Source organism: Vibrio pomeroyi, from assembly GCF_024347595.1.
Lineage (GTDB): Bacteria > Pseudomonadota > Gammaproteobacteria > Enterobacterales > Vibrionaceae > Vibrio > Vibrio pomeroyi.
This window is the reverse complement of record NZ_AP025506.1, coordinates 1,647,258-1,672,492: the sequence shown is the minus strand read 5'-3', so window position 1 is coordinate 1,672,492 and position 25,235 is coordinate 1,647,258. Positions and strand designations below refer to the sequence as shown.

General features: G+C 41.5%; 25 protein-coding genes. 5 read left to right on the top strand and 20 right to left on the bottom strand.

What is annotated here, in order from left to right:
* Window positions 1-240: 240 nt before the first annotated feature.
* Complete coding sequence (locus OCV12_RS07520) at window positions 241-2,430, bottom strand: immunoglobulin-like domain-containing protein (RefSeq protein WP_261885810.1); 2,190 nt, start codon at window positions 2,428-2,430, stop codon at window positions 241-243.
* Between the two features lie 305 nt (window positions 2,431-2,735).
* On the bottom strand, window positions 2,736-3,215 hold the full coding sequence (locus OCV12_RS07515; RefSeq protein WP_261885809.1) for a TetR family transcriptional regulator: 480 nt from the start codon (window positions 3,213-3,215) through the stop codon (window positions 2,736-2,738).
* Between the two features lie 228 nt (window positions 3,216-3,443).
* On the opposite strand from OCV12_RS07515, the gene OCV12_RS07510 reads away from it, so the two are divergent.
* From OCV12_RS07510 to OCV12_RS07495, 4 genes are all read left to right on the top strand, one after another.
* A complete protein-coding gene (locus OCV12_RS07510; RefSeq protein WP_261885808.1) occupies window positions 3,444-4,160 on the top strand; it encodes a transglutaminase-like cysteine peptidase in 717 nt (238 codons plus the stop codon).
* Between the two features lie 2 nt (window positions 4,161-4,162).
* Window positions 4,163-5,338 (top strand): LapD/MoxY N-terminal periplasmic domain-containing protein, encoded by a 1,176-nt coding sequence (locus OCV12_RS07505; protein ID WP_315972797.1) that lies wholly within the window; start codon window positions 4,163-4,165, stop codon window positions 5,336-5,338.
* Between the two features lie 18 nt (window positions 5,339-5,356).
* On the top strand, window positions 5,357-5,878 hold the full coding sequence (locus OCV12_RS07500; RefSeq protein WP_261885807.1) for a hypothetical protein: 522 nt from the start codon (window positions 5,357-5,359) through the stop codon (window positions 5,876-5,878).
* 240 nt (window positions 5,879-6,118) lie between these two features.
* The gene (locus tag OCV12_RS07495) at window positions 6,119-6,601 is read left to right on the top strand and encodes a hypothetical protein (protein WP_261885806.1); all 483 of its coding nucleotides are present in this window, start codon (window positions 6,119-6,121) and stop codon (window positions 6,599-6,601) included.
* Window positions 6,602-6,694: 93 nt separating this feature from the next.
* Here the strand turns inward: OCV12_RS07495 and OCV12_RS07490 are convergent, their stop codons facing one another.
* The 11 genes from OCV12_RS07490 to galU all read right to left on the bottom strand — a co-directional run bounded on the left by OCV12_RS07490 (window position 6,695) and on the right by galU (window position 15,740).
* Window positions 6,695-7,684, bottom strand: a complete 990-nt coding sequence (locus OCV12_RS07490) for a DUF2846 domain-containing protein (protein WP_261885805.1) — start codon at window positions 7,682-7,684, stop codon at window positions 6,695-6,697.
* A gap of 237 nt (window positions 7,685-7,921) precedes the next feature.
* Window positions 7,922-8,326, bottom strand: a complete 405-nt coding sequence (locus OCV12_RS07485) for a hypothetical protein (RefSeq protein WP_261885804.1) — start codon at window positions 8,324-8,326, stop codon at window positions 7,922-7,924.
* A gap of 12 nt (window positions 8,327-8,338) precedes the next feature.
* Entirely contained in the window at window positions 8,339-8,734 is a 396-nt protein-coding gene (locus OCV12_RS07480; RefSeq protein ID WP_261885803.1) for a hypothetical protein, read from the bottom strand.
* Between the two features lie 33 nt (window positions 8,735-8,767).
* The gene (locus tag OCV12_RS07475; protein ID WP_261885802.1) at window positions 8,768-9,277 is read right to left on the bottom strand and encodes a hypothetical protein; all 510 of its coding nucleotides are present in this window, start codon (window positions 9,275-9,277) and stop codon (window positions 8,768-8,770) included.
* A 535-nt stretch (window positions 9,278-9,812) separates the two neighbouring features.
* Window positions 9,813-10,787: a porin gene (locus OCV12_RS07470; protein WP_261885801.1), complete on the bottom strand. Its 975-nt coding sequence runs from the start codon at window positions 10,785-10,787 to the stop codon at window positions 9,813-9,815.
* 129 nt (window positions 10,788-10,916) lie between these two features.
* A complete protein-coding gene (locus tag OCV12_RS07465; protein ID WP_261885800.1) occupies window positions 10,917-11,357 on the bottom strand; it encodes a low molecular weight protein-tyrosine-phosphatase in 441 nt (146 codons plus the stop codon).
* Complete coding sequence (locus OCV12_RS07460; RefSeq protein WP_261885799.1) at window positions 11,350-12,801, bottom strand: O-antigen ligase family protein; 1,452 nt, start codon at window positions 12,799-12,801, stop codon at window positions 11,350-11,352. Before OCV12_RS07460 ends, OCV12_RS07465 begins: the two co-directional genes overlap by 8 nt.
* A gap of 146 nt (window positions 12,802-12,947) precedes the next feature.
* Complete coding sequence (locus tag OCV12_RS07455) at window positions 12,948-13,469, bottom strand: hypothetical protein (RefSeq protein ID WP_261885798.1); 522 nt, start codon at window positions 13,467-13,469, stop codon at window positions 12,948-12,950.
* Between the two features lie 105 nt (window positions 13,470-13,574).
* Complete coding sequence (locus OCV12_RS07450; RefSeq protein ID WP_261885797.1) at window positions 13,575-14,030, bottom strand: VanZ family protein; 456 nt, start codon at window positions 14,028-14,030, stop codon at window positions 13,575-13,577.
* Window positions 14,031-14,032: 2 nt separating this feature from the next.
* A complete protein-coding gene (locus tag OCV12_RS07445; protein WP_261885796.1) occupies window positions 14,033-14,815 on the bottom strand; it encodes a hypothetical protein in 783 nt (260 codons plus the stop codon).
* A 97-nt stretch (window positions 14,816-14,912) separates the two neighbouring features.
* Complete coding sequence (galU, locus tag OCV12_RS07440) at window positions 14,913-15,740, bottom strand: UTP--glucose-1-phosphate uridylyltransferase GalU (RefSeq protein ID WP_261885795.1); 828 nt, start codon at window positions 15,738-15,740, stop codon at window positions 14,913-14,915.
* Window positions 15,741-16,827: 1,087 nt separating this feature from the next.
* On the opposite strand from galU, the gene OCV12_RS07435 reads away from it, so the two are divergent.
* Window positions 16,828-17,115, top strand: a complete 288-nt coding sequence (locus OCV12_RS07435; protein WP_261885794.1) for a GIY-YIG nuclease family protein — start codon at window positions 16,828-16,830, stop codon at window positions 17,113-17,115.
* A gap of 522 nt (window positions 17,116-17,637) precedes the next feature.
* Here the strand turns inward: OCV12_RS07435 and OCV12_RS07430 are convergent.
* The 7 genes from OCV12_RS07430 to OCV12_RS07400 form a co-directional block, all read right to left on the bottom strand.
* On the bottom strand, window positions 17,638-18,603 hold the full coding sequence (locus OCV12_RS07430; protein ID WP_261885793.1) for a DHH family phosphoesterase: 966 nt from the start codon (window positions 18,601-18,603) through the stop codon (window positions 17,638-17,640).
* A 158-nt stretch (window positions 18,604-18,761) separates the two neighbouring features.
* Complete coding sequence (gene cysC, locus OCV12_RS07425; RefSeq protein ID WP_261885792.1) at window positions 18,762-19,394, bottom strand: adenylyl-sulfate kinase; 633 nt, start codon at window positions 19,392-19,394, stop codon at window positions 18,762-18,764.
* Between the two features lie 543 nt (window positions 19,395-19,937).
* Window positions 19,938-21,704, bottom strand: a complete 1,767-nt coding sequence (locus OCV12_RS07420) for an SLC13 family permease (protein ID WP_261885791.1) — start codon at window positions 21,702-21,704, stop codon at window positions 19,938-19,940.
* Window positions 21,705-21,733: 29 nt separating this feature from the next.
* Window positions 21,734-23,023, bottom strand: a complete 1,290-nt coding sequence (locus tag OCV12_RS07415) for an MATE family efflux transporter (RefSeq protein ID WP_261885790.1) — start codon at window positions 23,021-23,023, stop codon at window positions 21,734-21,736.
* Window positions 23,010-24,221, bottom strand: coding sequence for an O-antigen ligase family protein (locus tag OCV12_RS07410; protein WP_261885789.1), 1,212 nt, complete (start codon window positions 24,219-24,221; stop codon window positions 23,010-23,012). Before OCV12_RS07410 ends, OCV12_RS07415 begins: the two co-directional genes overlap by 14 nt.
* A 2-nt stretch (window positions 24,222-24,223) precedes the next feature.
* A complete protein-coding gene (locus OCV12_RS07405; RefSeq protein WP_261885788.1) occupies window positions 24,224-24,694 on the bottom strand; it encodes a glycosyltransferase in 471 nt (156 codons plus the stop codon).
* Window positions 24,655-25,233 carry a glycosyltransferase gene (locus OCV12_RS07400; RefSeq protein WP_261885787.1) on the bottom strand — a complete coding sequence of 193 codons (579 nt, stop codon included), beginning with the start codon at window positions 25,231-25,233 and terminating at the stop codon, window positions 24,655-24,657. The genes OCV12_RS07405 and OCV12_RS07400 overlap by 40 nt, the downstream gene beginning before the upstream one ends.
* Window positions 25,234-25,235 lie beyond the last annotated feature (2 nt).

The following is a 25,235-nucleotide window of genomic DNA, read 5'->3' as shown; positions in this document are numbered from 1 at the left end:
TGAAAATTCAGTGAGCGAATAGTGCAGTGTTCAGACAAGTAATACAATTGATAATCACTCTTATTTTGATCTAAAGCAAAGTCTCTTATCGCCCTAGCCGCTACGTGTGCCATTAGCAAAAGTGGTGACATCAATAACACTAAGCCATGATTGGATTTGGTTTAGCCAATGAAAAAGAGAGGCACGATGGCCTCTCTTTGATCTTCTACTTTATGGTGCTAAGTCTACAGAGCTAGTTGATTAAAGCTTTGTCCAAGCATCTTGCCAGTATTGGTTATCTCCTGGAGCGTAAGATGCGCTTGCACACCAAGCCGTGTATGGCCAAGGCTTACATTCGTATAAACCATTGTCGCTGCCGACTACAATATCGCCCGCTTCGTAATTCGTTCCGGCTTCATACGGAGGGTAATCACCTGGAGGTGGCGTTGTTCCGCCCTCTTCTTTGATAGCGAATGAGTTATCGACCATTACCATTTCGCCGTCAGTTGCTTTACCTACGACCTCAAGCTTGTATTGGCCTTCGGCTACATCGTACAGATCCATTGTGATTGCACGGCTGTCAGTTAGGTTAACTTTGGTCTGCTCAACGACAGTACCTGCGCTGTCAATTACCATCGCTGTCACATCTAGCGCTTCGTTTGATGTCAGTGTGAACTCTAAACGCACATTGCCGTTATTCAGTACATATTCCGACTTAAGGCCAGATACGTTCAGTTCTGGATCATCACCTGGGTCAGGATTGCCACCACATGAGCTGTCTGAAACCTTTCTCCAAACGCCCCACTCGCCTGTCGTTCCTGGCTCTTCACCACGGGTATACCAACCGGCTCCCCACGTTGCGCCGTCATGTGATACTTGGTCACCTTCAACATAAACGGTGTCGGCATCCCATGCGGCTGCACAGTTAGAACCATCAGTCACAGACACTTTACGCTCAGCAGTGACGGTTTGATGAGCACTGTCTGTCACACTATACACAAGCGTGTAGTTGCCCATTTCATTCACATCTACACTGCCCGTGTGTGTAATAGAACTCGTTAGATCACCGTCTTCTGGGTCGTTAGCAGTCACACCAGCCATTGGATCAAATGCATTACCAAGTATTACTGTTGTATCTGACACGCCATCGAAGACTGGTTTTTGGCTGTAAACCTCAACCGTTCTTGCTTTGGTTGTTTCATTGTTGTCGCTGTCTTTCACACGATAAGTCAGAACATAAGTGCCGATAACACTGGTTTCAACGTAACCTTCAACATCGATTGATGATGTTAGATCACCATCTTCTTTATCTGTTGCGGTTACGCCTTCCATTGGGTCGAAAGCTGTTCCGTGGAGAACGCGCGAGTTCTCAACACCTTTTAGTACGGGTTCACCTTCAACTGGTGGCGGCGTCACTTGACCATGGACAAACGGGCCGTAGTCTTTAATAAACTGTTCGTTGTATTGCTGGCCGTTCTTGTTAGTACCCATGTCCCAGTTGATAGACCAAGTCATTACACCGCGCAGAGGCTGACCTTGCGCTGTTAGGCTATCGAATGCGTCGTACAAATCTTGTGGCTCTTGAACAAAACCGGTTGCTGCAGCATCAATACTTGAAGGGATACCAAACACAAGTTTGTCGTGTGGGATCTTGTGGAATCCACGCGTACCGTTGATCAGAGAATCAGAAATGTAATAGATGAACTCTTCTTTTAGCGCATCATTGTTTTGAGCGATCCAACCGACACCTTCAACCCAGATGCCATCGCCACCTTGGTTGTAAAATTGTGGGTTAATCCAATCGTAGTAACCTTCCAAGTTGTCGATGTAAGGTACGTATTTTCCGCCCGTCGTTAGATAAGGGAATTCTGGCGCCATGGTAATAAGGAAGTTTTTACCTTCAGCGCGGTAGTGATCTTTCACTAGCTTAAGCGCATCTGGAATTACAGTTTGGTTGTTTGCTGCTGTTACTGCCGCTTGCTCTAGATCGATATCAAGACCGTCAAAGCCGTAGCGTTCTGTAAGTCGAATGATCTCATCAGCAAAGGCTCTTTCATCACCTGTTTCTAGTTCTACGTGTGCATCGGCACCACCCAGAGCTATCAGTACAGAGCGACCTTGCTTGTTGAGTTCAGAGATTTGGTCAATAAATTGTTCTTCTGAAAGCCCAATGGTTGGGTCCAGTTTAAAAGTTGGGATTCGACCATCTGCCACATCGTAAACCTTCATGAATGACACATTCACAATGTTGTACATCGGGTTCACTTCGTCCAGTGTCACACATGGCGCATTACCACCTTGGTAACCACCACCATCACACCAGTTGTGCCAATAACCCACCACGACACCAGAATCTGGATTTGTCATGTCTGAACCATTCGCATAAACAGCGCCAGACATAGCCGCCATGCCGACCGATACTGCTAATTGTAGAGCTTTACGTTTCAACATTAGTCCCACTTCCTTACTCAACAGCTGTGCCAATCACAACCGAACCAATTCATTTTAGCCATGAATATTTATAGATAAGTAATGGAATTTATAGGAAAAGATGACCTTTGATTTAACTTGTGATTTTAAGTCACAGATTGAATATTAGAATCAACATGATTTTGACTTTTCATTCAAATTAAAATGCTAAAATATTGATTTTTCTCTCCAAATCATTGATGAGGCAAATAACAGCTACAGCTTAATTCACATCGAAAATTATTAATAGATTAGAGCTTTTGTTCTTATTATTAGCACTACATAACTTATTGATCGTACCGCTCAAACCCTCCCGTTAATATCGTGTAGCTTTTTCCTATTAGTGCATAGAAATCCACTTCATTGACAAAAGACGTCTTTAAACGATGACGGAATATTTCAAATGCCTTTGATAAAGGTTGACCAGGTTGATACAACAACGCTTCCCTCATAAGGAACTCAACCGCCTTCTTGAAACGCGGATCGACGTTGTCATTTAGCGCAATAAACCAAGATTCTTTGATGGTATTTTCACTACGCCAATCTACTCTGTGCTCGACAATCGGCACCAAACCACATTTTAGAAAATCAAGAAAACTAGCCTGTGAGGTATAGTAACGCTGAATAGCACTCTTACTGGTCTCGTAACGGCGTGCAACTTCCGCATAAGTCACAGCATCTGCGCCCTCCTCCCAAAAAATGTCCATCACAATCTGATTAAGCTCATTCTGTTTTCGTAATTTATCTTCTTGCGAAATTCTCGCCATGTTTACTCACCAACTCTAGTTTGTTTGCAAATCCAAACTTTGCCTTTTATTAAATTGATCAAGATCAATTGAGGCCGAATTCTATACAAACAAAATGGTTGATGTCAAATATACGTACGTAGTACCATATTTTAGTGATGGTTAGATTGGTTTTATCAAAACCAAAATTGACAGAAATAACAATAAGTGCCACATTTATGGTACAACAAACCATAAAGTGAAATTATCGTGCAAAAATCGCACTTAATTATCTTGAGTATCGTCATGCTTTGCACGCTGGGGTTAAAGCCTGCGATGTCGTTACACTTCGCAAAAAGTGATATTCCGGTATTGGTTGATAAGATCAAGCAACACTTTGGAGAGAAAGCACATCGTCGCGCATTGGATTGGATTACGCTCGTTAAAGAGTCTAGAGACTTACCATCTGAACAGCAGATAGTAAGGGTGAACGACTTTTTTAATCAGTTACGTTTCATCCCGGACGAAAAGTTATGGGGGCAACGTGATTACTGGGCAAGTATTGCCGAGTTTATTGGCGCAGGTGGTGGCGATTGTGAAGACTTCACTCTAGCAAAATTTTACACGTTGGTTTACTTAGGTGTTGATCCAAAAGACATGAAGTTAGTTTATGTAAATGCTGTCAATTACCAAGAAGCTCATATGGTGTTGGCCTACTTCGGGAGCGATACACAGGCTGGAACAACTCGCAAAGCACAAGAGCCCCTGATTTTGGACAACTTAGATAAAACCATAAAAAAAGCATCTCAGCGACCGGATCTTGAGCCCATTTACTCATTTGATACTGAAGAAATCTGGTTAACCAAACAGATCGGGCAAGGTAACCGAATTGGTAACGCAACAACGATAAAACCTTGGGTTCAGGTCATAAAGAACACCACAGAGATGAAGATCAACACACCAATTTTACAACTGGATGAAATGTAACAATGACACTGTATCGTATGCTTTTAACGGGGCTTTCTACAACTTTATTGCTATTAACCTTATTGCTCACCTTCATCAATTTCGCATCATCTAAACGTCACCTGATCGAACAACAGGAAATTGAGCTAAACAACACCGCGCACTCACTCAGCTTTGCTCTAAAACCTGTGATTAATCAAAAATCCCGTTCGCATATTGAAAGTGTCGTGAACTCAATGTTCGACGCCAACTTTTATGATTCTTTAGGGATCTCTTTTACCGATAATCGGCCTCAAATCAATTTCAAGTGGGAATCACAAAGTCACTTTGTGCCAAGTTGGTTTATGCAATTATTTACCATTCCAGAGATTCAAAAATCCGTTGAAATCACATCAGGTTGGCAGCATCAAGCAACATTAATAATCAAAACATCCCCACTATTTACCTACATAAAATTGTGGAATACGACCGTTGCTTTTGTTTTGATAGGCGGCCTCTTTAATCTTTTAGCGATCGCTATCTTTGCTTTGTATCTGAAGAAAGTACTGGTACCGCTAAAAGAGCTAACATCTCACTTGAATGCCAACCCTACAACACGCACATACCAACCGACCATAAATACTCGCGTGAGTGAAATGACCGCATTGATTCGCGCATATAATCTAATGGCAAGACAAAACTACACACTCATTGATAGCTTAGAATCGAAAACAGCCTACTTGCATCGTACCGCTTACATAGACACTGTGACCGGTCTCTACAACAGACAATACCTGCTAGATATTCTTGAAGGATACTTGAGCTTGGATATTCACGAAGGTTCTCTAATGGTTTTTCAAATTCGTCAGCTATCAGAGCTAAAAAAGCAACGCCGTTTTTCGGAACTTAACGAACACGCAGAACAAGTTGCGGATCTTTTCAATAACTCAACTAGCGAGACTTTCATCTTGGCGCGCTTAAATGATACTGAGTTTGCATTGCTCCAAAGAGGTGCGCATATTCAATCCGTACCGCAAACATTCGATTTATTGAATCAGCACATTGACCAATTTTATAAACAGTCAAGCTATTCAAATGGACTGAGAAGTCACGTAGCTGTTCTACTTAAACTCAAATATTTTTCAAACACTAACTACCTACTCACAGCGCTTGAACAGAAAATTCAAATACAAAAAAACGCTGTGTCATCTATACATTAAGGTACGAAGTACGTTATAATGAATGTCTATCACGAATTATTTATCGAGGTTCAATTGAGTCGTATCACCAAACAGCAAAAAGAAGAGAATTATCAAAAACTGAATTCAGTCATATTAGATATATTCTTATCTGAAGGCTGGGGAAAAGTAACATATGACAGAATATCTAAAGTTACGGGATTGAGAAAAAGTACCTTACAAGGTTACTACCCGAGCAATAACGACTTTCTAGTTGCATTAAAAGGTAACCTCAAAGGTATTATGCTTAGTGAATTGGATTTCGGCAGCAAACGTAACCTGCTCTCTTCTTGGGAAACAGCTCTCAATAAGAAAGAGTTTAACTTCGTTATCGAAATGTTCATTTCCCACTGTGTGTCCAGTGAACCTACCCCTATTGCTCATCAAGCAATGGAGAGCTTTCACCAAGCGATTGCTAAAGCATTACCCAACGAAAACACCGCTGATATTATGGTGCAACTCTTTGGGCACGCTGTAATAGCCCCTATACGAGATACCATGTCCGACAAGCGACCGATTTAACAGCCTTCCTAAAATAATAAACGAACTTTGCTTCGCCCATTTTAATTTTTCGACCTTTCAGATAACACTCAATAAGGTTTAACGAGCCTTTAACTACTCTCACCTGCGTTTCCAGTCAATAGCGTTTAATTATGTCAGCATCACGTAAAATGTTGTTATAACAGTTCAAAAGTCAATACGTACCTATTACTTTTTACTGGTGATGTGCTAATCTCAGCTCATAAATCATTGGAGACAACTATGGCACGTATTAGTAAAGCGCAATGGGAAGAAAACTTCGCTTCTTACAATGCTCTCATTCTTGATATTTTTCTTAATGAAGGCTGGGATCACGTCACTTATGACCGACTAAGTAAAGAAACTGGGTTAAGAAAAAGTACCTTGCAAGGCTATTACCCAAGTAACAGTGATTTTGAAGTCGCGATGAAAGGAAAAGTCTTTCCTATTATTTTGCAGCACCTAGATTTCTCATCTAAAGCACAATTAATTGATTCTTGGCAGAAAGCCATGAAAGAAAATCAATTCAAAATGATCATGCGAATGTTCGTTATGCATGCTCATAAAAAGGGGTCAGAGGGTTCTGGTCGATTAGGTGTACTTGGCCTTGCTAAGTTTATCTCTGATAAACTGCCAAATGAGGACGCACTTGAAATCATTCAGTTGTTGTTCGGTCTAACCGTCACCGAACTATTAGGTATTGATCGCTCAGACATGCCTAGCTAATGTCGGCCTAAATGTTGATAACCTCCCGACAGGTTATCAACATAGAGATATAGAAATATAGAAATATAGAAAGTCTCTCTAAAGCCAAATCACTTAGTTCTTTTCTGAAAACAAAGGCATATTTTGTTGCAAATAAAGTAGTCCTCTTTCCACATGGGACGATTGGCGATCTGACCACTCTTCTTTAGGAATTGGGGCATATTCGGTCAATGATTCCATCCACCCGTTCACCTTATCGTTTGTTATAGACTTTTCAGAGCCTACAAACGTCAAGCCATGGTTATACCCTGTAAAACTGAATGACTGATCAAGTTCAACATAATGATATTTGTCCGCTTGAACATCGATAGTTAAAGAATGGTACTTGCCATCCCTTCGGTACAAAGTGTGTTTACCCACAGGCATTTTCACAGCAAAGTACTGTTTTGCTTCCAACGCACCAAGATGTTCATCTTTCAACCAAACTGAAGCAGGTAGAGACATTGCTTTTTCTGTACTCGACGGACGAAAGAAGTAAACAACCCCATGGTCTTGGTCCGGAGAAGTCCTTATGCGCCCCTTCTCCATTTCGCTTCGCTGCACCATATAGGTTTGAACCATACTTGGGTTCATAGCTAGATTATCAAAACCGTCATTTGGCCGTACTTTATAATCAAGAGGATGTCTTTCCATACCACTGGCAAGAGTTTTTCCCACACCAGGAGTCACTTTATTTGGAATCCAGCTTGTAAAATCTACCGTATAGAAATAATACTCACTTTTACCGTTTGTGGGCGGTAAGCCTATATAGTTTTGCCCTGCCATGCTAACGACCGTATTCATGGAAAGGTTCTCTTTCGAGTTCAAAGACAGAAATACATAAGATCCATTTTCCAAATCCCCAATCACTTGGTTGTCAGACGCAACCCAGTAGTCTCTCCCACTACCAGCAATTTGATTTGGGCGAATCAGATAAACACCCATATCATCGCCCTCGTCCAATTCATGTGGGACAAAATTTGATACGGCCTCTGGATCGGCCTGAGGAATTGTTCCACAGCCTGACAGTATTAAGCCTAAGACAGGTGTCCAAATATACTTCATGTTTACTTCCTCAATTTTTTGAAATGGAAAATACCACTCGCGAACAAACCAACAAACTCACTGATACATGATTGATAGACGGTTACCTCAATAAGATTTAAAGAAAGCCCTAAGCATCTGATATAATGTTAAATTTTTAACCCTATAATCCTCCGCACGCACGATCAAAAAACGGAATTACACATCAAAAATATGTAATTCCGCTTATGAATAAGCTCTTAATTCAATTTCAATGTACTATTTAAAACGTACTTTAGTCGCGTTTACACGTTCTTGTTTTAGTAATTGTGCTTGCAGCTGTTGAACTTTAAGCTCTAGTTGCGTGGTATATGCTTGCTGCTCACGTTCCACCAAATTTTGAAAACGACCACAGTCGATCTGCTCTGCGCCCCCAAATCGGTACGTCAACTTTAAACCCACTTGGGTTTCATTTTGGTCGGTATCTTCCCAATCATCATGACGATTATATTCATTGTCATATAAGCCATGACCCGCGCCAGCTGACACTTCCCAAGGTTGAAAATCGGTTTGTTCACAAGAAGAACCACTTGAAGATTCAATAGTAGAGCTCGCAAATGCCATGTTAGATACTAAGCTCGTTGCAGCAACAATCAGTGATGTAAGTAAAATTGATTTTTTCATGGGTTATTCTCGTTAAAACAAAGCAAATAATTCAACTTCAGAGCAAACTCGCGCACCGGCATTTTCATTTAGCGATACACTGCATACCTTGAATACTTGACCTCCTTGCTGTCTTTTAATCTTCACTGGCACATCAATGTCCAGAGTCTCACCATCGGTTAACGTAAAAACGTTCGAAACTGGCTTGTTATTTACCTCGATGTAATAACGAGTGTCATCCCCATCGTGGCGTATAGAAATCGGAATCGAAGCCGCATTAGGATCTTGATAGCGCTCAAATGAATCTACCGACCAATTGTCTGCTTTCGTCGAATGCTTGTGTGTATATGAAGCAGAAACTGGCTGACACACTGTCAACGCACTCAGCATTAAGGTACCGAGCCAAAAGTACTTTTTATTTAGATTCATAGAGCTACCTATCAATGATTCAACAAATAGAAATTAGCGGCAGTTAACGTCTGCGATGATGGTTGTTTTGATTTTCTTACCTGCCATCAATTGTTCATGCTCAGCGTTCAATTCAAAGTTGAACAACACACCTTGAACGTTGCCATCTTGTTCCATACCGAAATCACGACGATTAAAAGTCAGCGTTTCATTATCTAGATCAGACAATGTACGGATGTTTTTAAGAGAAGAGTGAGAACCTTCGTATGACACATCGATTAGGTCTAGCGGATTCGCATTACCTACGTTCATTTTAAGGTTTGTGTCTACATCGAACTTAAGTGTGGTCTTATCTGAAACATTGTTTAATGTGAAAAATTCAACTTTTGCTACGCCGTTCGATACTTCAAGTTGGTCATCAGTTGTACGTACTTCTACTCCACAGATCGAATCAACCGTAGTAAGCAGTGTTGCTTTTTGGCTGTCTTCCCAGTCGTACATTGCTGCAGAAGCGCTGAAAGAAGTAATAGAAAGAAGTGCTAAAGAGATAAGTGTCTTTTTCATGATGTTGCCTTAATAAGTAATTTAAAAATTTAAGAATCATGCACAACTCCATTTATGCGTACCAAGTACCCTTTGGTGTAACGAATAATACGGAGTGATCTTTGTCACGTCAACTAATTTTACGTACCCAGTACACATTAATTTATAATATAACGCTTAAGACATGGTTTATAGCTATAAAAATCATACACTTAGAATATGAAAACAAATTTGATATTTTTTATTTTAGTAGAGTTAGAAGGATCTTGGATTACCTTGATATTTCATAAGCTATTAAAAGACTTAAAACGTTAAAAAACGCTAATAATCAGAAAGTTACAAAACAACTAGGTGGTAGCTGTAGGAAGTACTAGGATTAGATAGAGAATGAGAGGTAAATAGGTAGTCGTAAAAACGAGTTTTAATTAGCACGAGAATAACATGACCCAATCTGACTGTTCACCAAGATCAAAAAAGCAGTGCGACTCACGTCTACACTGCTTTTCTTGTTTTCAAACTGGGCTAACCGTATAAGGTTTGCTTAATCATTAGACGATTACCAGAATAATGTCGCACCTAATGCGTAGTTTGTTGCTTGTTGATCAACAACCTTAGTGGCGTCATCAACTAAGTTAACTTCAGCGTATACACTCGCCCACTCGACGATTTCGTAGCGTGTACCAATGTAAAAGTTGTTCACGTTGCCATCAAGAGTGCGAGTGTTTGAGTCTTGAGAGATAAACTCGTAGCCTGTATAACCAAACAGTTTTTCCACCATCTCAAGTTGGCCTGCAATTGCGAACGCATTTTTCGTTACGTCACGTTGGCTATTTGAGCGATCTTCAATGTCAGTGTTGTAGTATGTCGCACCTAACTTGTAGTCACCCATGTTTAGCTCACCACCCAACATCGTGTAAAACTGATCTTGACTGTTTTGAGTAACATTAGTTGTCGATGAGCCAACACCTGCAGTCAGTGTTAGATCAGCGAGGAAGTACTGGCCGTAGGCCTCTAAAATATCACGATCAAAGTCACCCGCTTCTGGACCGTAAGTAACACTCAATTCAAACAATTCGGTTGCGTAGTTGTACTTAAGGCCGAGGTCGTGTTGGCTTACCGCGTTTAGGTTAGCCAAACCACCAAACGCTTCAGAGTAATCTGCCACGTTAAGATCATCAGAAGAAGTCGAGTGCTTACCAAAAGTCAGAGTGCCTAACACTTCATTCTTCATACCTGCGTAGTATTTAGAGAGGTAAAGATCGTCTTCGTCTTTGTTTTCGTCAGCATCGAAGTTAATTTCAGCTTCTACTAGAGACATGACGCTAGTTGTGTCAGTTACTGCATAACGCGCGTCAACGCCCACTTTAGATTCGCCAAATGTGTAATCGTTGCTCTGGTGATCGTAGAAAAACGCACGCGCTTTCACTTCGCCATACACGTCTAGGTAAGCCGTTTCGTTATTAATAATTTCGTAAGCGTATGCAGGAGATAGCACTGCCGACGTCGCTAAAGCGAGAATAGTTTTCTTCATTGTAATTTCCAACACTAATAGCTAAGCACAATAGCGTACCTAGACCGTAAAATGAGTGTAGTGATACACCCAATCGAACATAGTGAGGTAAATACCAAACCTCACTAAACTGAATTTTTTATTGGTTAGTTAACCGACCTTTTGTGCCCACTGACGACTTGCTTTGAGTATTTGCTGCAAAGCGACATCAAAGGCTTGTTTGTCTTTTTGGTATGGATCGGCAATGGTGCCATCACTCCACTGCCCCAACAGTAGAGTTTTATGGCGCGCGTTCGGGGCTATTGTGGCAACCAAATCAATGTGGGCTGGTTCCATCACCAAAATAAGATCATGTTTATCACACAAGTTTTGGTTTAATTGTTGGGCTCGATGTCCACTAAGATCGAACCCCTGAGTTTCCGATACCATTTTCATCATCGGGTCAGCCCCATGTTCTACTAACCCACTTGGCTCAGTAGCAATACCTGCCGATGCGATTGCTTTATTCGGTAACAATGCTCGCAACGCTGCTTCACCAAGTGGAGAACGACAAATATTCCCCATGCACACCACTAAAATACGATTAAACATCACTCGCCTTTTGCTGACTGTATGAATGACTCGGAACTAGACCATGACTAGATGTGAGGCACGGATTCGAAGGCAAAACCGAAGTGACTCCAACTAAAATCAACACCATTAAAAATGTCATCGCATTAGCCGATGGCTGTAAATTGAAGTCGACAGAGATATGAATCAACATACCTACAATCGCCATATAGCAACCTAATGCGGTGCCTTTCATGGTTTTGCTGCGCCGCTTACGCATGGTTTGAACTGCCTTAATCAAAGCAACAATACACATGCAACCGAGCATTAGAGTCATCGGTATACCAGCTTCAACCGCAAATTGTAGATACTCATTATGGGCATGATCGTAATAGCCAATATTCGCCAAGCTAAATTTAGGAAATGTCGATTGAAAGCTGCCTAAGCCGTAACCGGTGATAGGTGCTTGCTCAACCATCAACGAACCCCATTCTACAACTTCATCACGTGTTTCTTTGGTGAGCGCTGTTTGTTCAAGTCGGTCTTTCACTTTAGCTAAGCCAAACAGAGAGCCGACAACCACCGTATCTATCAATACTAAACTGATCACCAACGCGACTAATGCACGTGGCTTTTTGTTATAAAATATGAGCGCTGTGAAGCCACCAATTAAGGTAGCAGCGAAGAACGCCGTATTTCCCATGCGCGAGCGCGTCATTACCAAAGCAATCACCATCATGATCAAGCCACAACGTACGATCATCTTGTTAGAAATGAGCCCTAAGACCCAACGTTGAATCCTTGTATGCCAAGAGCCAGATGGCGTTACATGCAGTTGAGATACCAACAAACCTGCCCCCAAACACAAACACATCATCATGTAATTGGCTAAGTGGTTTTTATAAATGAACGACCCCGTTGCAACATCGGGCAGGCGAATACCAAAAATGGGTGAAAATTCAAACCCAAACAACAACACCATCGCACCATAAACCGCTTGTAAACAACCACTAAACAGCAAGGCACTAAGTACACACTGAATACGTTTTTTAGAATCTATCAGCACGATTGAAAGCAGTGTAAACAGCATGTAAATCAGCCCTTTGACTAGGCTTATGTAGGTACTAAACGGATCAACACTAACTTGGCCGATTCCTTGCACATTTGTGATTTCATTAAGCTGAGAATACGTTTTAGCGGCCATTGGTGATAACGAGGCCAAAGCCGGTTCCGGCAAAGGCATCAATTGCATCGCTCCCCACAATTGAAAGAGAGCAATAGGAAGCAATAACCATTTGAATTGATTTAAGCGCGGCCAAGGAAATGCTTGCCAATGAGAACGGTAACTGAACATCGTAGTCAGTAGCGTAACGCCAACCCAAATCCCCGCAATAGACCACGCCCAAATACGGTTAGACCCTAAAGGAATCGGTAGCCAAATCAACAACGTGAGTAAGCTGTAAAAGCTAAAATTGTTTAAGCGCATTTATCGTTACATTCTCATTAGAAAGCAGACCCTATTGGTCAGTTTTCTCGTTAATCAACAAGCAAAATTAGAAGCAAAAAGCCCGCTACCTCTTAGTTACAACTCAGTCGTTACCAAAACATATTGAACGCGGGCCTTACACTGTGTTAGTTACTCGAAACAGGTGACTCTTTCACAGGTTTAGTTGGCTCTGCGCCTGGGAATTTCTTAACAGGAGCAGGCGCTGGTGTTTCAACCGGAGCTGGCGTAGCAACTGGTGCAGGTTCCACTGGAGATGGTGCTTCTTCACCAATCGCCGTGGCTTGCTGAACTTCTGTTGGGTCAATACCCGCTTGAAGTGCCGCGGTTGTGACCACTTGGTTAGACACACCCGCTTCAGTTGCTACGGTAGCAATTGCAGCCGCTTGTTGAGGCGCAGCAACCATTGCAACACTTACCACGGCATCGGCTGATTCAGGGTTAGCTGCTACTACAGATTGAACGATCGCCGCCGCCATTTCTGGGTATTGAGCAATAAGCTGAGCAACAAGCTCTTCTGGTGTCAGTTCGCTCTGTTCAACAATGCTGGTTAAATCGATAGATTCAGTTACCGCATCTTGAGCAAAAGCGACCGAAGTAGACATTGTCATGCCAAGCATTGTGCCCAACATAAATTTGTTTAACTTCATGTACATTCCTCTTTTGAGAATTTAATGACGCGAATAATCACTCGCGTCCTGGTTTGCGAAACTAGGCGAAACGTTAAGCCGCGCATAGCCTTGCAAATACGATCGCTAGCCTCGCGAATAGTGTGAACGGCAAATGCAAACAAACAGATAAATTAAAACGCCATTAAACAACCCAAACATGTTGGCAAGCCAATCATGGATAGAAAATGTTCGCGTCGGCGCAAAGTACTGCATTGATTCATCAAGGCTTATCAAAACAGCGCTCAAGCCAATCAGTCCAAGCTGCTTTTTGCTGAATATCCACGGTTTTTCAGTAGCACAACTCAATAACTTTGACTCTCGCCCAGCCCAACATGCACTGGTGCCAAGTAAGGTAGCAACCAAAAGGTGCAAGACAATATCGCCTCCGACTTGTCCTTCTATTCTCACGATGAAGCCCGAAAGCAGATCAAACGTTTTTGCCAACGAAGCCAAGCCACCAGCAATAAGTACGGTGAAAAACAGCCAAACACGTTGGTGTTTGGCTAAAGCAGTAGTCACGTGACAAGAATTTGATTTCACGATCAACCTCCCTTACACGTTCGCATTGGTTTGTTATTGAACTTTAGTAACCGACACGCTCGCTCTTTTTCCGGAGAACGCGCAACAACGGTGTTGATTTGCCAATGAGAGAGTCGATACCTTCTAGGCTCTAGCAAGTAACTAGACACTAAGATTTTTTGCTCCACATTAAGCTGAGGCCAATACGCGAGATAAAACTCCAAACCAAACAACACAACCGCTTTATCATACGGGCCATTTCGTAGAGCTAACTCGAACGGGGCTAAAACCTGATCGAATGAACCACCATTACGCCACTGGTATTCAGCCTCCAGCACAAAGGCTTTGGCATGCATTGGCCTTAGCTTCTGTGCCTTTTGCGCAGTTGCTATCGCTTGGTCATATCCCACACGGTTTTGCTGTTCAGTGCCTGTTATCAACTCACTGTGTTGAGCGGCTTTGATCGCTTGATACGATGCCAACAGCAACAAGCTGTCAGGGTTGTTGCTGTCCCAACCCGCCACTTTGTGCATTGAAGAATCTAGTAACGTTAATGAACGAGAAAGCCCTGGTTCTGTTATTGAATCGTCATCAACATCGGTTTGATTCTGCTGTTCAATAAACCGCTCTAGTTCCTGTTCAGCATTAAGCGCACTGAACTGAGCTATCAGTAACCGTGCACTTGAGCCAATAACAAAAACAGACAGCAAGGCAAGCGCAACTAGCCCAGCAGTCGCCAATACCTTACTTGCTTTGTTAGCGTAAACATTCGCCTCAGTGTTGCTATTCAGCTTTGATGTTTTCATTTGGTTTACTATCACTTGAGCCTAAAGTTGGTTTTCGTTATGTTCCAACTCGGAACAGTTGCTGTTCTCATATTCCGCCAAGTTAGCTTTTGAGCAACTATTTACCCAAAAACAAGTTTTGATAGCAGTAGTTGGTTGCGTCGATATAACCTTCAACACTGCCGCAATCAAAGCGCTTGCCTTTGAATTTATAGGCAATAACACAACCCTGTTCAGCCTGCTTTAGAATTGCATCGGTAATTTGGATTTCGCCGCCCTTACCTGGCTCTGTATTTTCAATGTGTTCAAAAATATCAGGCGTTAGAATGTATCGGCCTATAATCGCCAGGTTACTTGGCGCAGTGCCCGGCTCTGGCTTTTCAACCATATCGGTGACTCGGATCAAATCGTCGCTTAAATGCTCACCCGCGATTACCCCGTATTTATGGGTTTCATTAACTGGTACTTCTTCTACTGCGACAATCGTGCAACGGAACTGTTTAAACAGACCAATCATCTGCTCAAGCACGCCCTGTTCTGGGTTCACACACAAGTCATCAGCCAGCAAAACAGCGAATGGGTTGTCACCAATCAGCTCTTTACCGGTTAGAATTGCGTGCCCTAAACCTTTCATTTCGCGTTGGCGAATGTAAGTAAAGTTCGCGGCGTCGATTAGCTCACGAATATCATCGAGTAAACCTTCTTTGCTCGTGCCGTCGATTTGGTGTTCTAGTTCGTAGTTCTTATCGAAGTGATCCATCAACGAGTTTTTGCCACGGCCAGTCACAATGGCCATGCTCTGCATCCCTGCTTGAATCGCTTCATCCACACCATACTCAATCAGTGGTTTATTCACGATTGGCATCATTTCTTTAGGCATAGACTTTGTTGCTGGCAAAAAGCGTGTACCGTAACCAGCAGCGGGAAACAAACAGTGTTTAATCATTTTAGAACCTTATATGTACTTAGTACCCATTACGTGTAAATTTTACCTGTCGTAGTGCTTAAAATTAAGCTAAAAAATGGCTCGAACGATAAAAATAGGTACCAAAGTGCTATTGAATGAGCAGAGTATACTTATAGAGTACCAAGTACGCAAACTAAACTTCAGATAAATGCAAAATAGAATGCGGATTTGGTAAGAACACCGCCCCTCCCTGATATTCCCAACCGTGATGAATGAACGTGATAGCGAACCTCACTCTGGTCAGGGATTCCACATACCTCGTCCCTCGGTTCTGGAATGACGATAAAACAACTGAAAAAGGAGCACCTACAGCATTGCTGCTTACCGCGAGTAACGCCCCTACCCGTCATTCCCTACAGCGAGGCACGAACGTGATAGGGAGTCTCACTCCTGTCAGGGATTCCAAATACCTCGTCCCTCGGTTCTGGAATGACGATAAAGCAACTGGATGATTAACACCAACCACATTGCCACTTACCGCGAGCAACACCCCACCCCGTCATTCCCTACAGTGAGGAATGAACGTGATAGGGAATCTCACTCCGGTCAGAGATTCCACATACCTCGTCCCTTTGTTCTGGAATGACGACTATACCATTGAAAGAACAAATACACCGCTACTTACCGCACGGGACACCCCCCCGTCATTCCCTACATTGAGGCACGAACGTGATAGGGAATCTCACTCCGGTCATGGATTCCACATACCTCGTACCTCGGTTCTGGAATGACGACAGAACCACTGAAAGAGTAACAACATCGCTACTTACCGCACGGGACACCCCCCCGTCATTCCCTACATTGAGGCACGAACGTGATTGGGAATCTCACTCCGGTCAGAAATTCCACATACCTCGTCCCTCGGTTCTGGAATGACGATAAAACAAATGGAAGATGAACACCAACCGCATTGTTGCTTACCACGAGTAACCACACAGCATCCCGTCATTCCCTACAGCGAGGTACGAGCGTGATAGGGAATCTCGCTTTAGTTCTCTGCGACTTATATAGTGCGATGACTATTTCAACGTTTGGTAGTGTCACGAACAACGTTGAAGGAGAACTCATGAAACAACCTGCGATCTACATACTAACTAACAGCTCCAATTCAGTTTTATACATAGGTGTCACAGGAAACCTTGCACAACGGGTTTGGTTACATAGGACAGGAGACATTGAAGGCTTCACTAAAAAATACAACGTACACAAGCTAGTCTATTTTGAAATTTTGGATGACTTCAAATCAGCGATTAAGAGAGAAAAGCAGTTAAAGAAATGGAATCGTTCATGGAAGGACGAACTGATTAGTGAAGCCAATCCTAATTGGAACGACCTCTATGACGAAATAGTATGAGGCCCCACATACCCCGTCATTCCCTATAGTGAGGAACGAACGTATAGGGAATCTCACTCAAGTCAGAGATTCCATATACCTCTTCCCTCGGCCCGAAATGACGATGGTTTTAACTAACCACACCCACTCCGTCATTCCTTACAGTGAGGAACGAACGTGATAGGGAATCTCACTCAGGTCAGAGACTCCACTTACCATAGCTCTGGTATGACGATGGAATTAACGAACAACACCCACTCTGTCATTCTCTACTGTGAGGGACGAACGTTATAGGGAATCTCACTCAGGTCAGAGATTCCACTTACCACAGCACTGGTATGACGATGGATTTAACGAACAACACCCCATTCCGTCATTCCCTAAAGTGAGGCACGAACGTGATAGGGAATCTAGCTCAGGAGTCAGAGGTTCCACAGACCTCGTCCCTCTATTCTGGAATGACAATAGAATTAACAAGCAACACCCAACTCCGTCATTCCCTACAGTGAGGGACGAACGTGATAGGGAATCTCTCCTTTATAACTAGCTCGAATAATAATCCGTTAACACTTGAATAAAACGCTGCTTATCCGCTACTGGCAAAACATTAATACCAGCAGCAGCCTTTCTCCCACCGCCGGTTTCAAAACTAGAACACACCTCATCAGCCCCTGTTCTATTCGACAACGGCGCACGCAAACTCACCATGTAAGACACACCATCTTGGTTTTGCGTCAACACAGCCTGAGCGCGGTTCGGATCTTGGTTAACGATCTCATTACCAAACACACCGCTAATACGCCTTGCCCAAGTTTCACTCGGTAGTTCAAACACTCGTACCGCCTCGTTCTCGTGAACAGGTACAAGGCTTGATACTTGTTGATGGTCATTTTGGTAGGCCGCACGCAAACGATAGAACACCGAATCTTCATCATTTAAAAGAGCAAACGGATTCGGGTATTGATAAAGCGCTTGGTAAAGTTCAACAGGCGTGAAGTGCAAATCATCCAATGATGCCCCGTACCCGTTATAATTCACCAAGGTACCCAACTCTTCTAAGAACGCAATTTGTGACTCATCAAAACCATTTTCTACCGCAAGCAGATTAGCAACCGCTTTAAGGTTGTCACCGAAGGCCGCAGCAATTGCCCACGCCACATGCTCGCCATTGAGCTTTTGATTGATTAACAAGCTAGTACAACACTCAGGCGCGGTATCGATTAAGGTTTCAAGGTATGAAGAATCAGGCACTTCACCAGTACGATGGTGGTCGCAATAGAACACATCGATTTTTTCATCCAACAGCGAACGCAACGCATCTTGGTTTTTCTCCATCGATACATCTAATACCGTAACCGAAGAAACACCCTTTTGAGCGTCTACTTGGGAAAGCAACTTAATATCTCGCTTCACGCCAGTAATAAGCACACTTTCTTTTGGTTCACTCAAGCGCAGTTGCAACAACGCAATAATACCATCTGCGTCTCCATTGAATACATCGTAATGCATTGGGATCCTCTCACTATCTAATTCGAATTGGGCAAAAGTATTGATATGCCACTTATTGGTCTATTTTTACAGGCGGCTCTATTTCACATCAATATCAAGTTGTTAGGTGATATAACATGATTGCAGCAAGATGCTATTAGTACAGGCCGAGGTAAGGATTAAATATAACCACGCTCACGCAGCGCATTTACAACTTGCTCACCGCACTCTTCAATGCTCTTACCTGCCGTTTTTACGTGAATATCTGGTTGCACTGGTGCCTGGTATTCTGAATCAATACCCGTGAAGTGTTTGATTTCGCCTTTACGTGCTTTCTTATACAAGCCTTTAGGATCACGCGACTCACACACCTCTAACGGTGTATCAATGAACACCTCCAAAAACTGCTGCTCCCCTAAAAGGTCTCGCACTTGCTGGCGGTCTGAAATGAACGGTGAGATAAACGCCGTCAACACAATACTTCCTGAATCAACAAACAGTTTAGCCACTTCACCAATGCGTCGAATGTTCTCTACTCTGTCGGTATCACTAAAGCCTAGATCTTGGTTCAAACCATGACGGACGTTATCGCCGTCTAACAAGTAGCTGTGTTTACCCAAAGTTAATAACTGGCTTTCTGCTGCATTAGCAACCGTCGATTTACCAGAGCCACTTAGGCCAGTAAACCACAGCACAACAGGTTTTTGTTGTTTCAGTTCCGCTCGCTGTTGATGAGTAACAGTCGCATTGTGCCAAACCACATCGCTCGATTTTTCTGTTACATCTGTTTTTTCTTGATATGGACTTGTCATAAATAACCTTTATAAAACTTTAAAATAACCACCCAAAGCTCCAAAGCAACCGTCATTCCAGAGCCGAGGGACGAGGTATCTGGAATCTCACACCACAAGCAGATTCCCTATTACGTTCTTCCCTCACTCTAGAGAATGACGAAACTGCCACTGAAACCTTAAAATAACCGTAAAAAACTCAAAAATAGCCGTCATTCCAGAACCGAGGTACGAGGTGTCTGGAATCTCAAACCACAAACGAGATTCCCTATTACGTTCGTCCCTCACTTTAGGGAATGACGGTAACTAGCATGGAAACTTTAAAATAATCGTAAAAAACTCGAAAATAGCCGTCATTCCAGAACCGAGGAACGAGGTATCTGGAATCTCAAACCACAAGCGAGATTCCCTATTGCGTTCGTCCCTCACTTTAGGGAATGACGATAACTAAAATAGAAACTTTAAAACAACCGTCAAAACTCGAAAGCAACCATCTACCCGGCTTACCTTACCGTCATCCCCGAGAAGGACGAACGACTGAATCGGGGATCTCTTAATAAGCACCTAAAACGGATACACCACCGGAATCATCACTAACGCGGTAATGGAATACACAATCGAAAGTGGCAAACCCAGCTTCACATAATCTTTAATAGAATAATTACCTGCCGAATACACCATCAAGTTAGTTTGATAGCCAAACGGCGAAAGAAAGCTCGCACTCGCCCCAAAAGCAACCGCCATAACAAACGGCATTGGGTCTGCGCCATATTGCTGCGCTGTCGCAAGAGCAATAGGAAAAATGATCGCCGCCGCTGCATTATTGGTGATTAACTCTGTAAGCAACAACGTTGCCAAGAACACCCCAATAAACGCTCCGTGCACGCCATACCCGTTAGTCAACGTCAGCAAAGCACCGCTCACCGTATCCGCTAACCCACTCATTTGCATGGCATGAGCCAAAGCCAATGCACTGCCCACAATCACAATAATTTCAAACGGGATACGACGACGAACGTATTGAACATTCAATACACCCGTTACCACATAGGCGCCCAGCAAAATCAGTAAACCTTTAAGTAGTGGCAACAGTCCAATAGCCGACAACCCTATCACAGCTACAAAACCGCCAAGCACCCAGCAAGACTTAGCTTTAGAAAGAGTTTGTTGCTCACCTGAATTATTACCAAAGTCAGCCCCATCAAGGAAAACAAAATTACGCTTTAGGTTATTCCTATCTTTAAAATCATTCCCGATAGCCAGAAGCAACATATCACCCGCTTGCAACACAGTACTACCCAAGCCACCGCTTAGCTTTTGGTTACCACGGCGAATACCAATAACAGACGCATCAAACAGAGATCTGAATTTCACTTGTTTAATCGTTTTACCCACCACGACCGAATCTGCCACGAGTATCGCTTCAACTGTTTGGCCAATATGCGTGTCTTGTTCACTCACAATACCCACAGTCTTTAAGCCTTTAAACTGCTGCAAAGTTTCTAATGCACCAACATCACCACTGAATAACAACCTGTCATTTGGTTGCAGCACTTCTTTTGGTGATACCGGCGTAATCACACCGCCCTGGCGAATGATTTCACTCAAATACAAAGAACCCAAATCGCGCAACCCGTTCTCAAAGACCGTTTTACCAACTAATGATTGGCCGTTAACAACAACTCGAACTTGAGCTTCAATAAAGTAACTCGTATTTTCTCGATGTTGCTCTTGGGTCTTACTCGATGGAAGCAATGGAATACAACATAACAAACAAACTAAACACACCCCGACTACTACAATCGCCACAGGCGTAGTCGTCAGCATAGAGAACGGCGCTAACCCTGCTTCTTGAGCAAAACCAGAGACAATTAAGTTAGTCGAAGTACCAACCAACGTTAACGTCCCCCCTAAGATAGAAGCATAAGAAAGTGGCAATAAATACTTGCTGGCATTGCTCGGTAAGTTCTTCTTTATACATCCCATTAACGTTGCCACTACCGCTGTGTTATTAGAAAAAGCAGAGGTAAAGCTGCTAACTACCAATAACTTAACGTAGTTCGGGACAAACTTGCCATTGAACAACGATGCCCCTAAATGGCGCACATGATAGGTTTTCTCAATCGCGAAACTACAAATGATCAACACCATCAACGTAATTAAAGAACCGTTGGTAAAACCATCGAGGTATACGGTTTGGTCAACTGCACCAATAATAAACAGTGCAGCACCAACAGCCGCAAACGCCAACAACGGTCGTATATGGAACACAACTAAAGCAACAAGCAACGCGACAACTAATACAGCGATTAATAATTGAGAATCAAACATACAACCAAATCAAAGTAGTTAACCAACAGCTAGACCTTTCTAAATACATTCAACGTATTAAAGCCTAAACGTTTCTTCACCATCCAAACCGCAAGCAAGTTTTGCGTAGCGACTGAAATGGCAGTGGCATAAGCTGCCCCCATTAAACCAAAGTGACTGGTTAAACCGAAGGCCAATGCGATAGCTAAAGGGCCTGAAAACAACACAACATTACGCATGTCTTTTTCGTGGCCTGTCATGTTAAGTAAAAAACCCACGGAACCCGTAATTACGTTAATAAACTGACCGACAGCTAAAATTTGTAATAATGGAGCAGCCACTTTGTACTCTTCGCCAAATAAACCCATTAAAAACTCAGGGAAAAAAATCATAAAGGCGAGCACAGGAACAGCCAAAGCAATCATCAAACGGCTAGATAAAAGGGATAATTTATCTACTTCTAATTGATTGCCTTTTGCAAACGCTTGGGCAAACTTTGGTGCAACCACTAAATTAACAGCAATCAAAACAAAAGAAGCGAGCGTTGCAGTACGCTGGGAAGCAGCAAAAAATGCGACATCAGCGGCCGAAAGGTATTTAGCCGTAGCAAACTGCCCCGCCCACATCACACATTGATTCATTAACAAAATGACAAACAGCGATGACAAACTAACTTTAAGTTCTTGAGAAAACGATGCATCTAAATAAAACGATGATCCCTTGCTTTTAAACCAAAGTAGCGAACCACACAACGTTGCCAGGCCAACACAAGTTAAATAGATATAAAATAACGAATATCCCGTTTGATTAGTACCACATAGTTCCAACAACAAAAGAATTATAACAAACGAAAATGTTACTATAATATTTTGTACTATACTCCCTAAAATTACCTGTTGTTTACCTTGCAACATAGCTGAAAAGATCTGTTGGTAAGAAAACAAAAGCATGCACATAACTATCATTGGTAATACGCTCGATTGAATTTCAACGCCTAGCCTAGACACAATATATTCCGATATTGTAGAAAAAATAATGAGCGTGAGGGTCGATACCAAAAGAACTAATTTAAAAATCACTGAAACTGTGCTATTTATCCTAGTCCAAGATAAACCAAAGTCAGCGCCAATCACCTTTACAAGAACATTCGTAGAACCGAGTGTTAATAGGTTGCCTCCAAAGAGCACTAAGCCAAGTATAAATAGAAATTGACCTGCGTGGGTTGAATCGACAAGTTTCGTGACAATCAGGGTTAGAACGAACCCACCCAAGGAACCGAAAACTCTAATAACAAAAGCACATATGGTTGATAGTAATATATTTCCTTTACCTTTTGACATTTCGCAAACGTCCGTAACCCAGCCCAAACAAACACCAAAAAATAGCACCAAACTTATGAGCATCCACAGGTGAAGATGTCATACTGAACAAAGGGAGCGCTAATAACATAAATAGTATCATACCAACTATCGGGTCTCGATTATCGTTGTAAGATCTATAAAACTTAAAGATTGAAGCTAATATTGCAAAGACATAAATAATAAGTCCAAATATTCCATGCCTAAATAGATAATGCCCGTATGCGTTCTCAATAGTAAATTCATAAGAATCTGGCGAACCTACTAAAATTTGCATAAAACTCATGTCGATTATATTCGATATTTGTTCACTTCTGTGAGTTAATCTAAGGCCACTCACACCTTCGTTTATGCTATCAGTACTTAATGTCGAAGTTACGTAAGTCAAATCTAAAAAGTATACTGAAAAAAACAATGAAACTATAGAAATCAAAATAACATAAAATAAAAACTTAAGAATTTCTCGAATACTTTTAGAGTGAATCAAAGAAGAAAAAAATAGCAAAAACACCAAACTGATCAACGCAGTTCTTGATTGCGTAGCTAAAACACCAACAATACAAACTAATGAGCAGACAATACTAGTCCTCTTCTTTAAATCACTATAAAAACAGCTAACATAGTAACCAAGACAGGTTATAAGAAAGTAACCTAATATATATGTCCAGTCAAAACTACCCCCAACTCTCTTACCAAGAAAATCGTATAAATGCCGTTCACTAAAGATTGTTACAAAATAAGACTCTGGATATACATACTGACCAAAAACAAATAAAACCTGACTAAACAAAATAAAGGAAAGAAGAGCATGAAGGTATAATTCCTGACATTTAACCTTTATTGAAAATATAAAACCAAACATAAAGCACATCGGGTAAAAAAAGTACCTGAATGAATTTAAATAATTGAACACATCTTTACTTAAGAAAATTACAAAATTAACACTACTTATTAAGAATAAAATCAAAAACGGCCAAAATACACTTTTAACATCTTTAATATTGTTTAAATGTATTTTTGATAAGAACAAGACAAAAGAAATAAATAAAAACTGAATTAAAAACAATATTTTTTGTGACTGGCTTACAGTAGTTCCAAATATAAACGTTGGATAAAAGATTGTAACAACGATAAAAAAAGAAAACAAACACTTGTAGATTTTATTTGTTTTTAACAGCATAACTATACCTTCAAGTATTTATCAACTATATTACTTAATATATACTCTTTTGAATCAAAACCGTTAGAAACTCCAAAATTGGGCTCTTCTAACATTTTTGCCAATTCATCCACATCATCAACATTAAATAGATACTTTTCGTTATTAATTATTTCTCGCGGCCCATATTTGCAATCAGTTGATATCACTGGTGTATTAAGAGCTAAGCTTTCAATCAATACTGTAGGTAAACCCTCCCATCTGGATGGCATTACTAACAAATCAGATCTTTTAATCATGTAATATGGATTATCTATTTTACCATGGAATTTTATAGTGGCATTTTTAATACTCATAGAGAAATCGCATAAACTTTGTAATAAAGGTCCATCACCTATTACATTTAAGTTAATATTATCATTTCTAACATTCATTATCGCTTTGAGCAGGATATCTAAACCTTTTTGTTCTGATATTCTACCGACAAATACCAAGTTTTTTTTCCTTCTATTATATATTCATAACCATATTTTGAAACTTGCACTTTACTAAAAAACCTAGGTGACACTATAGGATTATAAATACAGCATGTTTTAACCCCGAAAGCACTAGATATTTCTTGAGTTAATGCCTTAGAACATGCCACTATCTTGCACCCTGCCTTTGAGTACATTTTGTATAAATACTTCGTATACCACGACACTTCATTTTTCGAAACTTCAGGGTCAACAGAAACATGCCTTGTAACGACAACCTTAGCTATATAAAATCCGAACACTTTCATTAAAGTTAAAAATAGATTAGCTTTTTCTTTAGCTGAGATGGCAATGTCATATTTCTTACCACGAAGTTTGAAAGCACTTTTAAACCCGTAATAGACATTTGAAAAATTATTATAGTTATTATTTAAATAGTCTCTGTCTACTTTTTTTTCGGATAGTATCAACAAATCGATTGAATAGTTTTTATTTTTAAATCCAGAGGAAAGATTTATAAAAACCTCTTCAATCCCACCTACTGGAAAATCTTTCAAAA

Bases quoted from the DNA above. Each gene is read 5' to 3' on its own strand.
- galU (WP_261885795.1), bottom strand. From the start codon at position 15,740: ATGATTAAACACTGTTTGTTTCCCGCTGCTGGTTACGGTACACGCTTT.
- OCV12_RS07460 (WP_261885799.1), bottom strand. From the start codon at position 12,801: ATGCGCTTAAACAATTTTAGCTTTTACAGCTTACTCACGTTGTTGATT.
- OCV12_RS07435 (WP_261885794.1), top strand. From the start codon at position 16,828: ATGAAACAACCTGCGATCTACATACTAACTAACAGCTCCAATTCAGTT.
- OCV12_RS07515 (WP_261885809.1), bottom strand. From the start codon at position 3,215: ATGGCGAGAATTTCGCAAGAAGATAAATTACGAAAACAGAATGAGCTT.
- OCV12_RS07500 (WP_261885807.1), top strand. From the start codon at position 5,357: ATGAATGTCTATCACGAATTATTTATCGAGGTTCAATTGAGTCGTATC.
- OCV12_RS07410 (WP_261885789.1), bottom strand. From the start codon at position 24,221: ATGCTGTTAAAAACAAATAAAATCTACAAGTGTTTGTTTTCTTTTTTT.
- OCV12_RS07455 (WP_261885798.1), bottom strand. From the start codon at position 13,469: ATGAAGTTAAACAAATTTATGTTGGGCACAATGCTTGGCATGACAATG.
- OCV12_RS07505 (WP_315972797.1), top strand. From the start codon at position 4,163: ATGACACTGTATCGTATGCTTTTAACGGGGCTTTCTACAACTTTATTG.
- OCV12_RS07485 (WP_261885804.1), bottom strand. From the start codon at position 8,326: ATGAAAAAATCAATTTTACTTACATCACTGATTGTTGCTGCAACGAGC.
- OCV12_RS07480 (WP_261885803.1), bottom strand. From the start codon at position 8,734: ATGAATCTAAATAAAAAGTACTTTTGGCTCGGTACCTTAATGCTGAGT.
- OCV12_RS07465 (WP_261885800.1), bottom strand. From the start codon at position 11,357: ATGTTTAATCGTATTTTAGTGGTGTGCATGGGGAATATTTGTCGTTCT.
- OCV12_RS07475 (WP_261885802.1), bottom strand. From the start codon at position 9,277: ATGAAAAAGACACTTATCTCTTTAGCACTTCTTTCTATTACTTCTTTC.
- OCV12_RS07445 (WP_261885796.1), bottom strand. From the start codon at position 14,815: ATGAAAACATCAAAGCTGAATAGCAACACTGAGGCGAATGTTTACGCT.
- OCV12_RS07430 (WP_261885793.1), bottom strand. From the start codon at position 18,603: ATGCATTACGATGTATTCAATGGAGACGCAGATGGTATTATTGCGTTG.
- OCV12_RS07420 (WP_261885791.1), bottom strand. From the start codon at position 21,704: ATGTTTGATTCTCAATTATTAATCGCTGTATTAGTTGTCGCGTTGCTT.
- OCV12_RS07520 (WP_261885810.1), bottom strand. From the start codon at position 2,430: ATGTTGAAACGTAAAGCTCTACAATTAGCAGTATCGGTCGGCATGGCG.
- cysC (WP_261885792.1), bottom strand. From the start codon at position 19,394: ATGACAAGTCCATATCAAGAAAAAACAGATGTAACAGAAAAATCGAGC.
- OCV12_RS07490 (WP_261885805.1), bottom strand. From the start codon at position 7,684: ATGAAGTATATTTGGACACCTGTCTTAGGCTTAATACTGTCAGGCTGT.
- OCV12_RS07470 (WP_261885801.1), bottom strand. From the start codon at position 10,787: ATGAAGAAAACTATTCTCGCTTTAGCGACGTCGGCAGTGCTATCTCCT.
- OCV12_RS07495 (WP_261885806.1), top strand. From the start codon at position 6,119: ATGGCACGTATTAGTAAAGCGCAATGGGAAGAAAACTTCGCTTCTTAC.
- OCV12_RS07415 (WP_261885790.1), bottom strand. From the start codon at position 23,023: ATGTCAAAAGGTAAAGGAAATATATTACTATCAACCATATGTGCTTTT.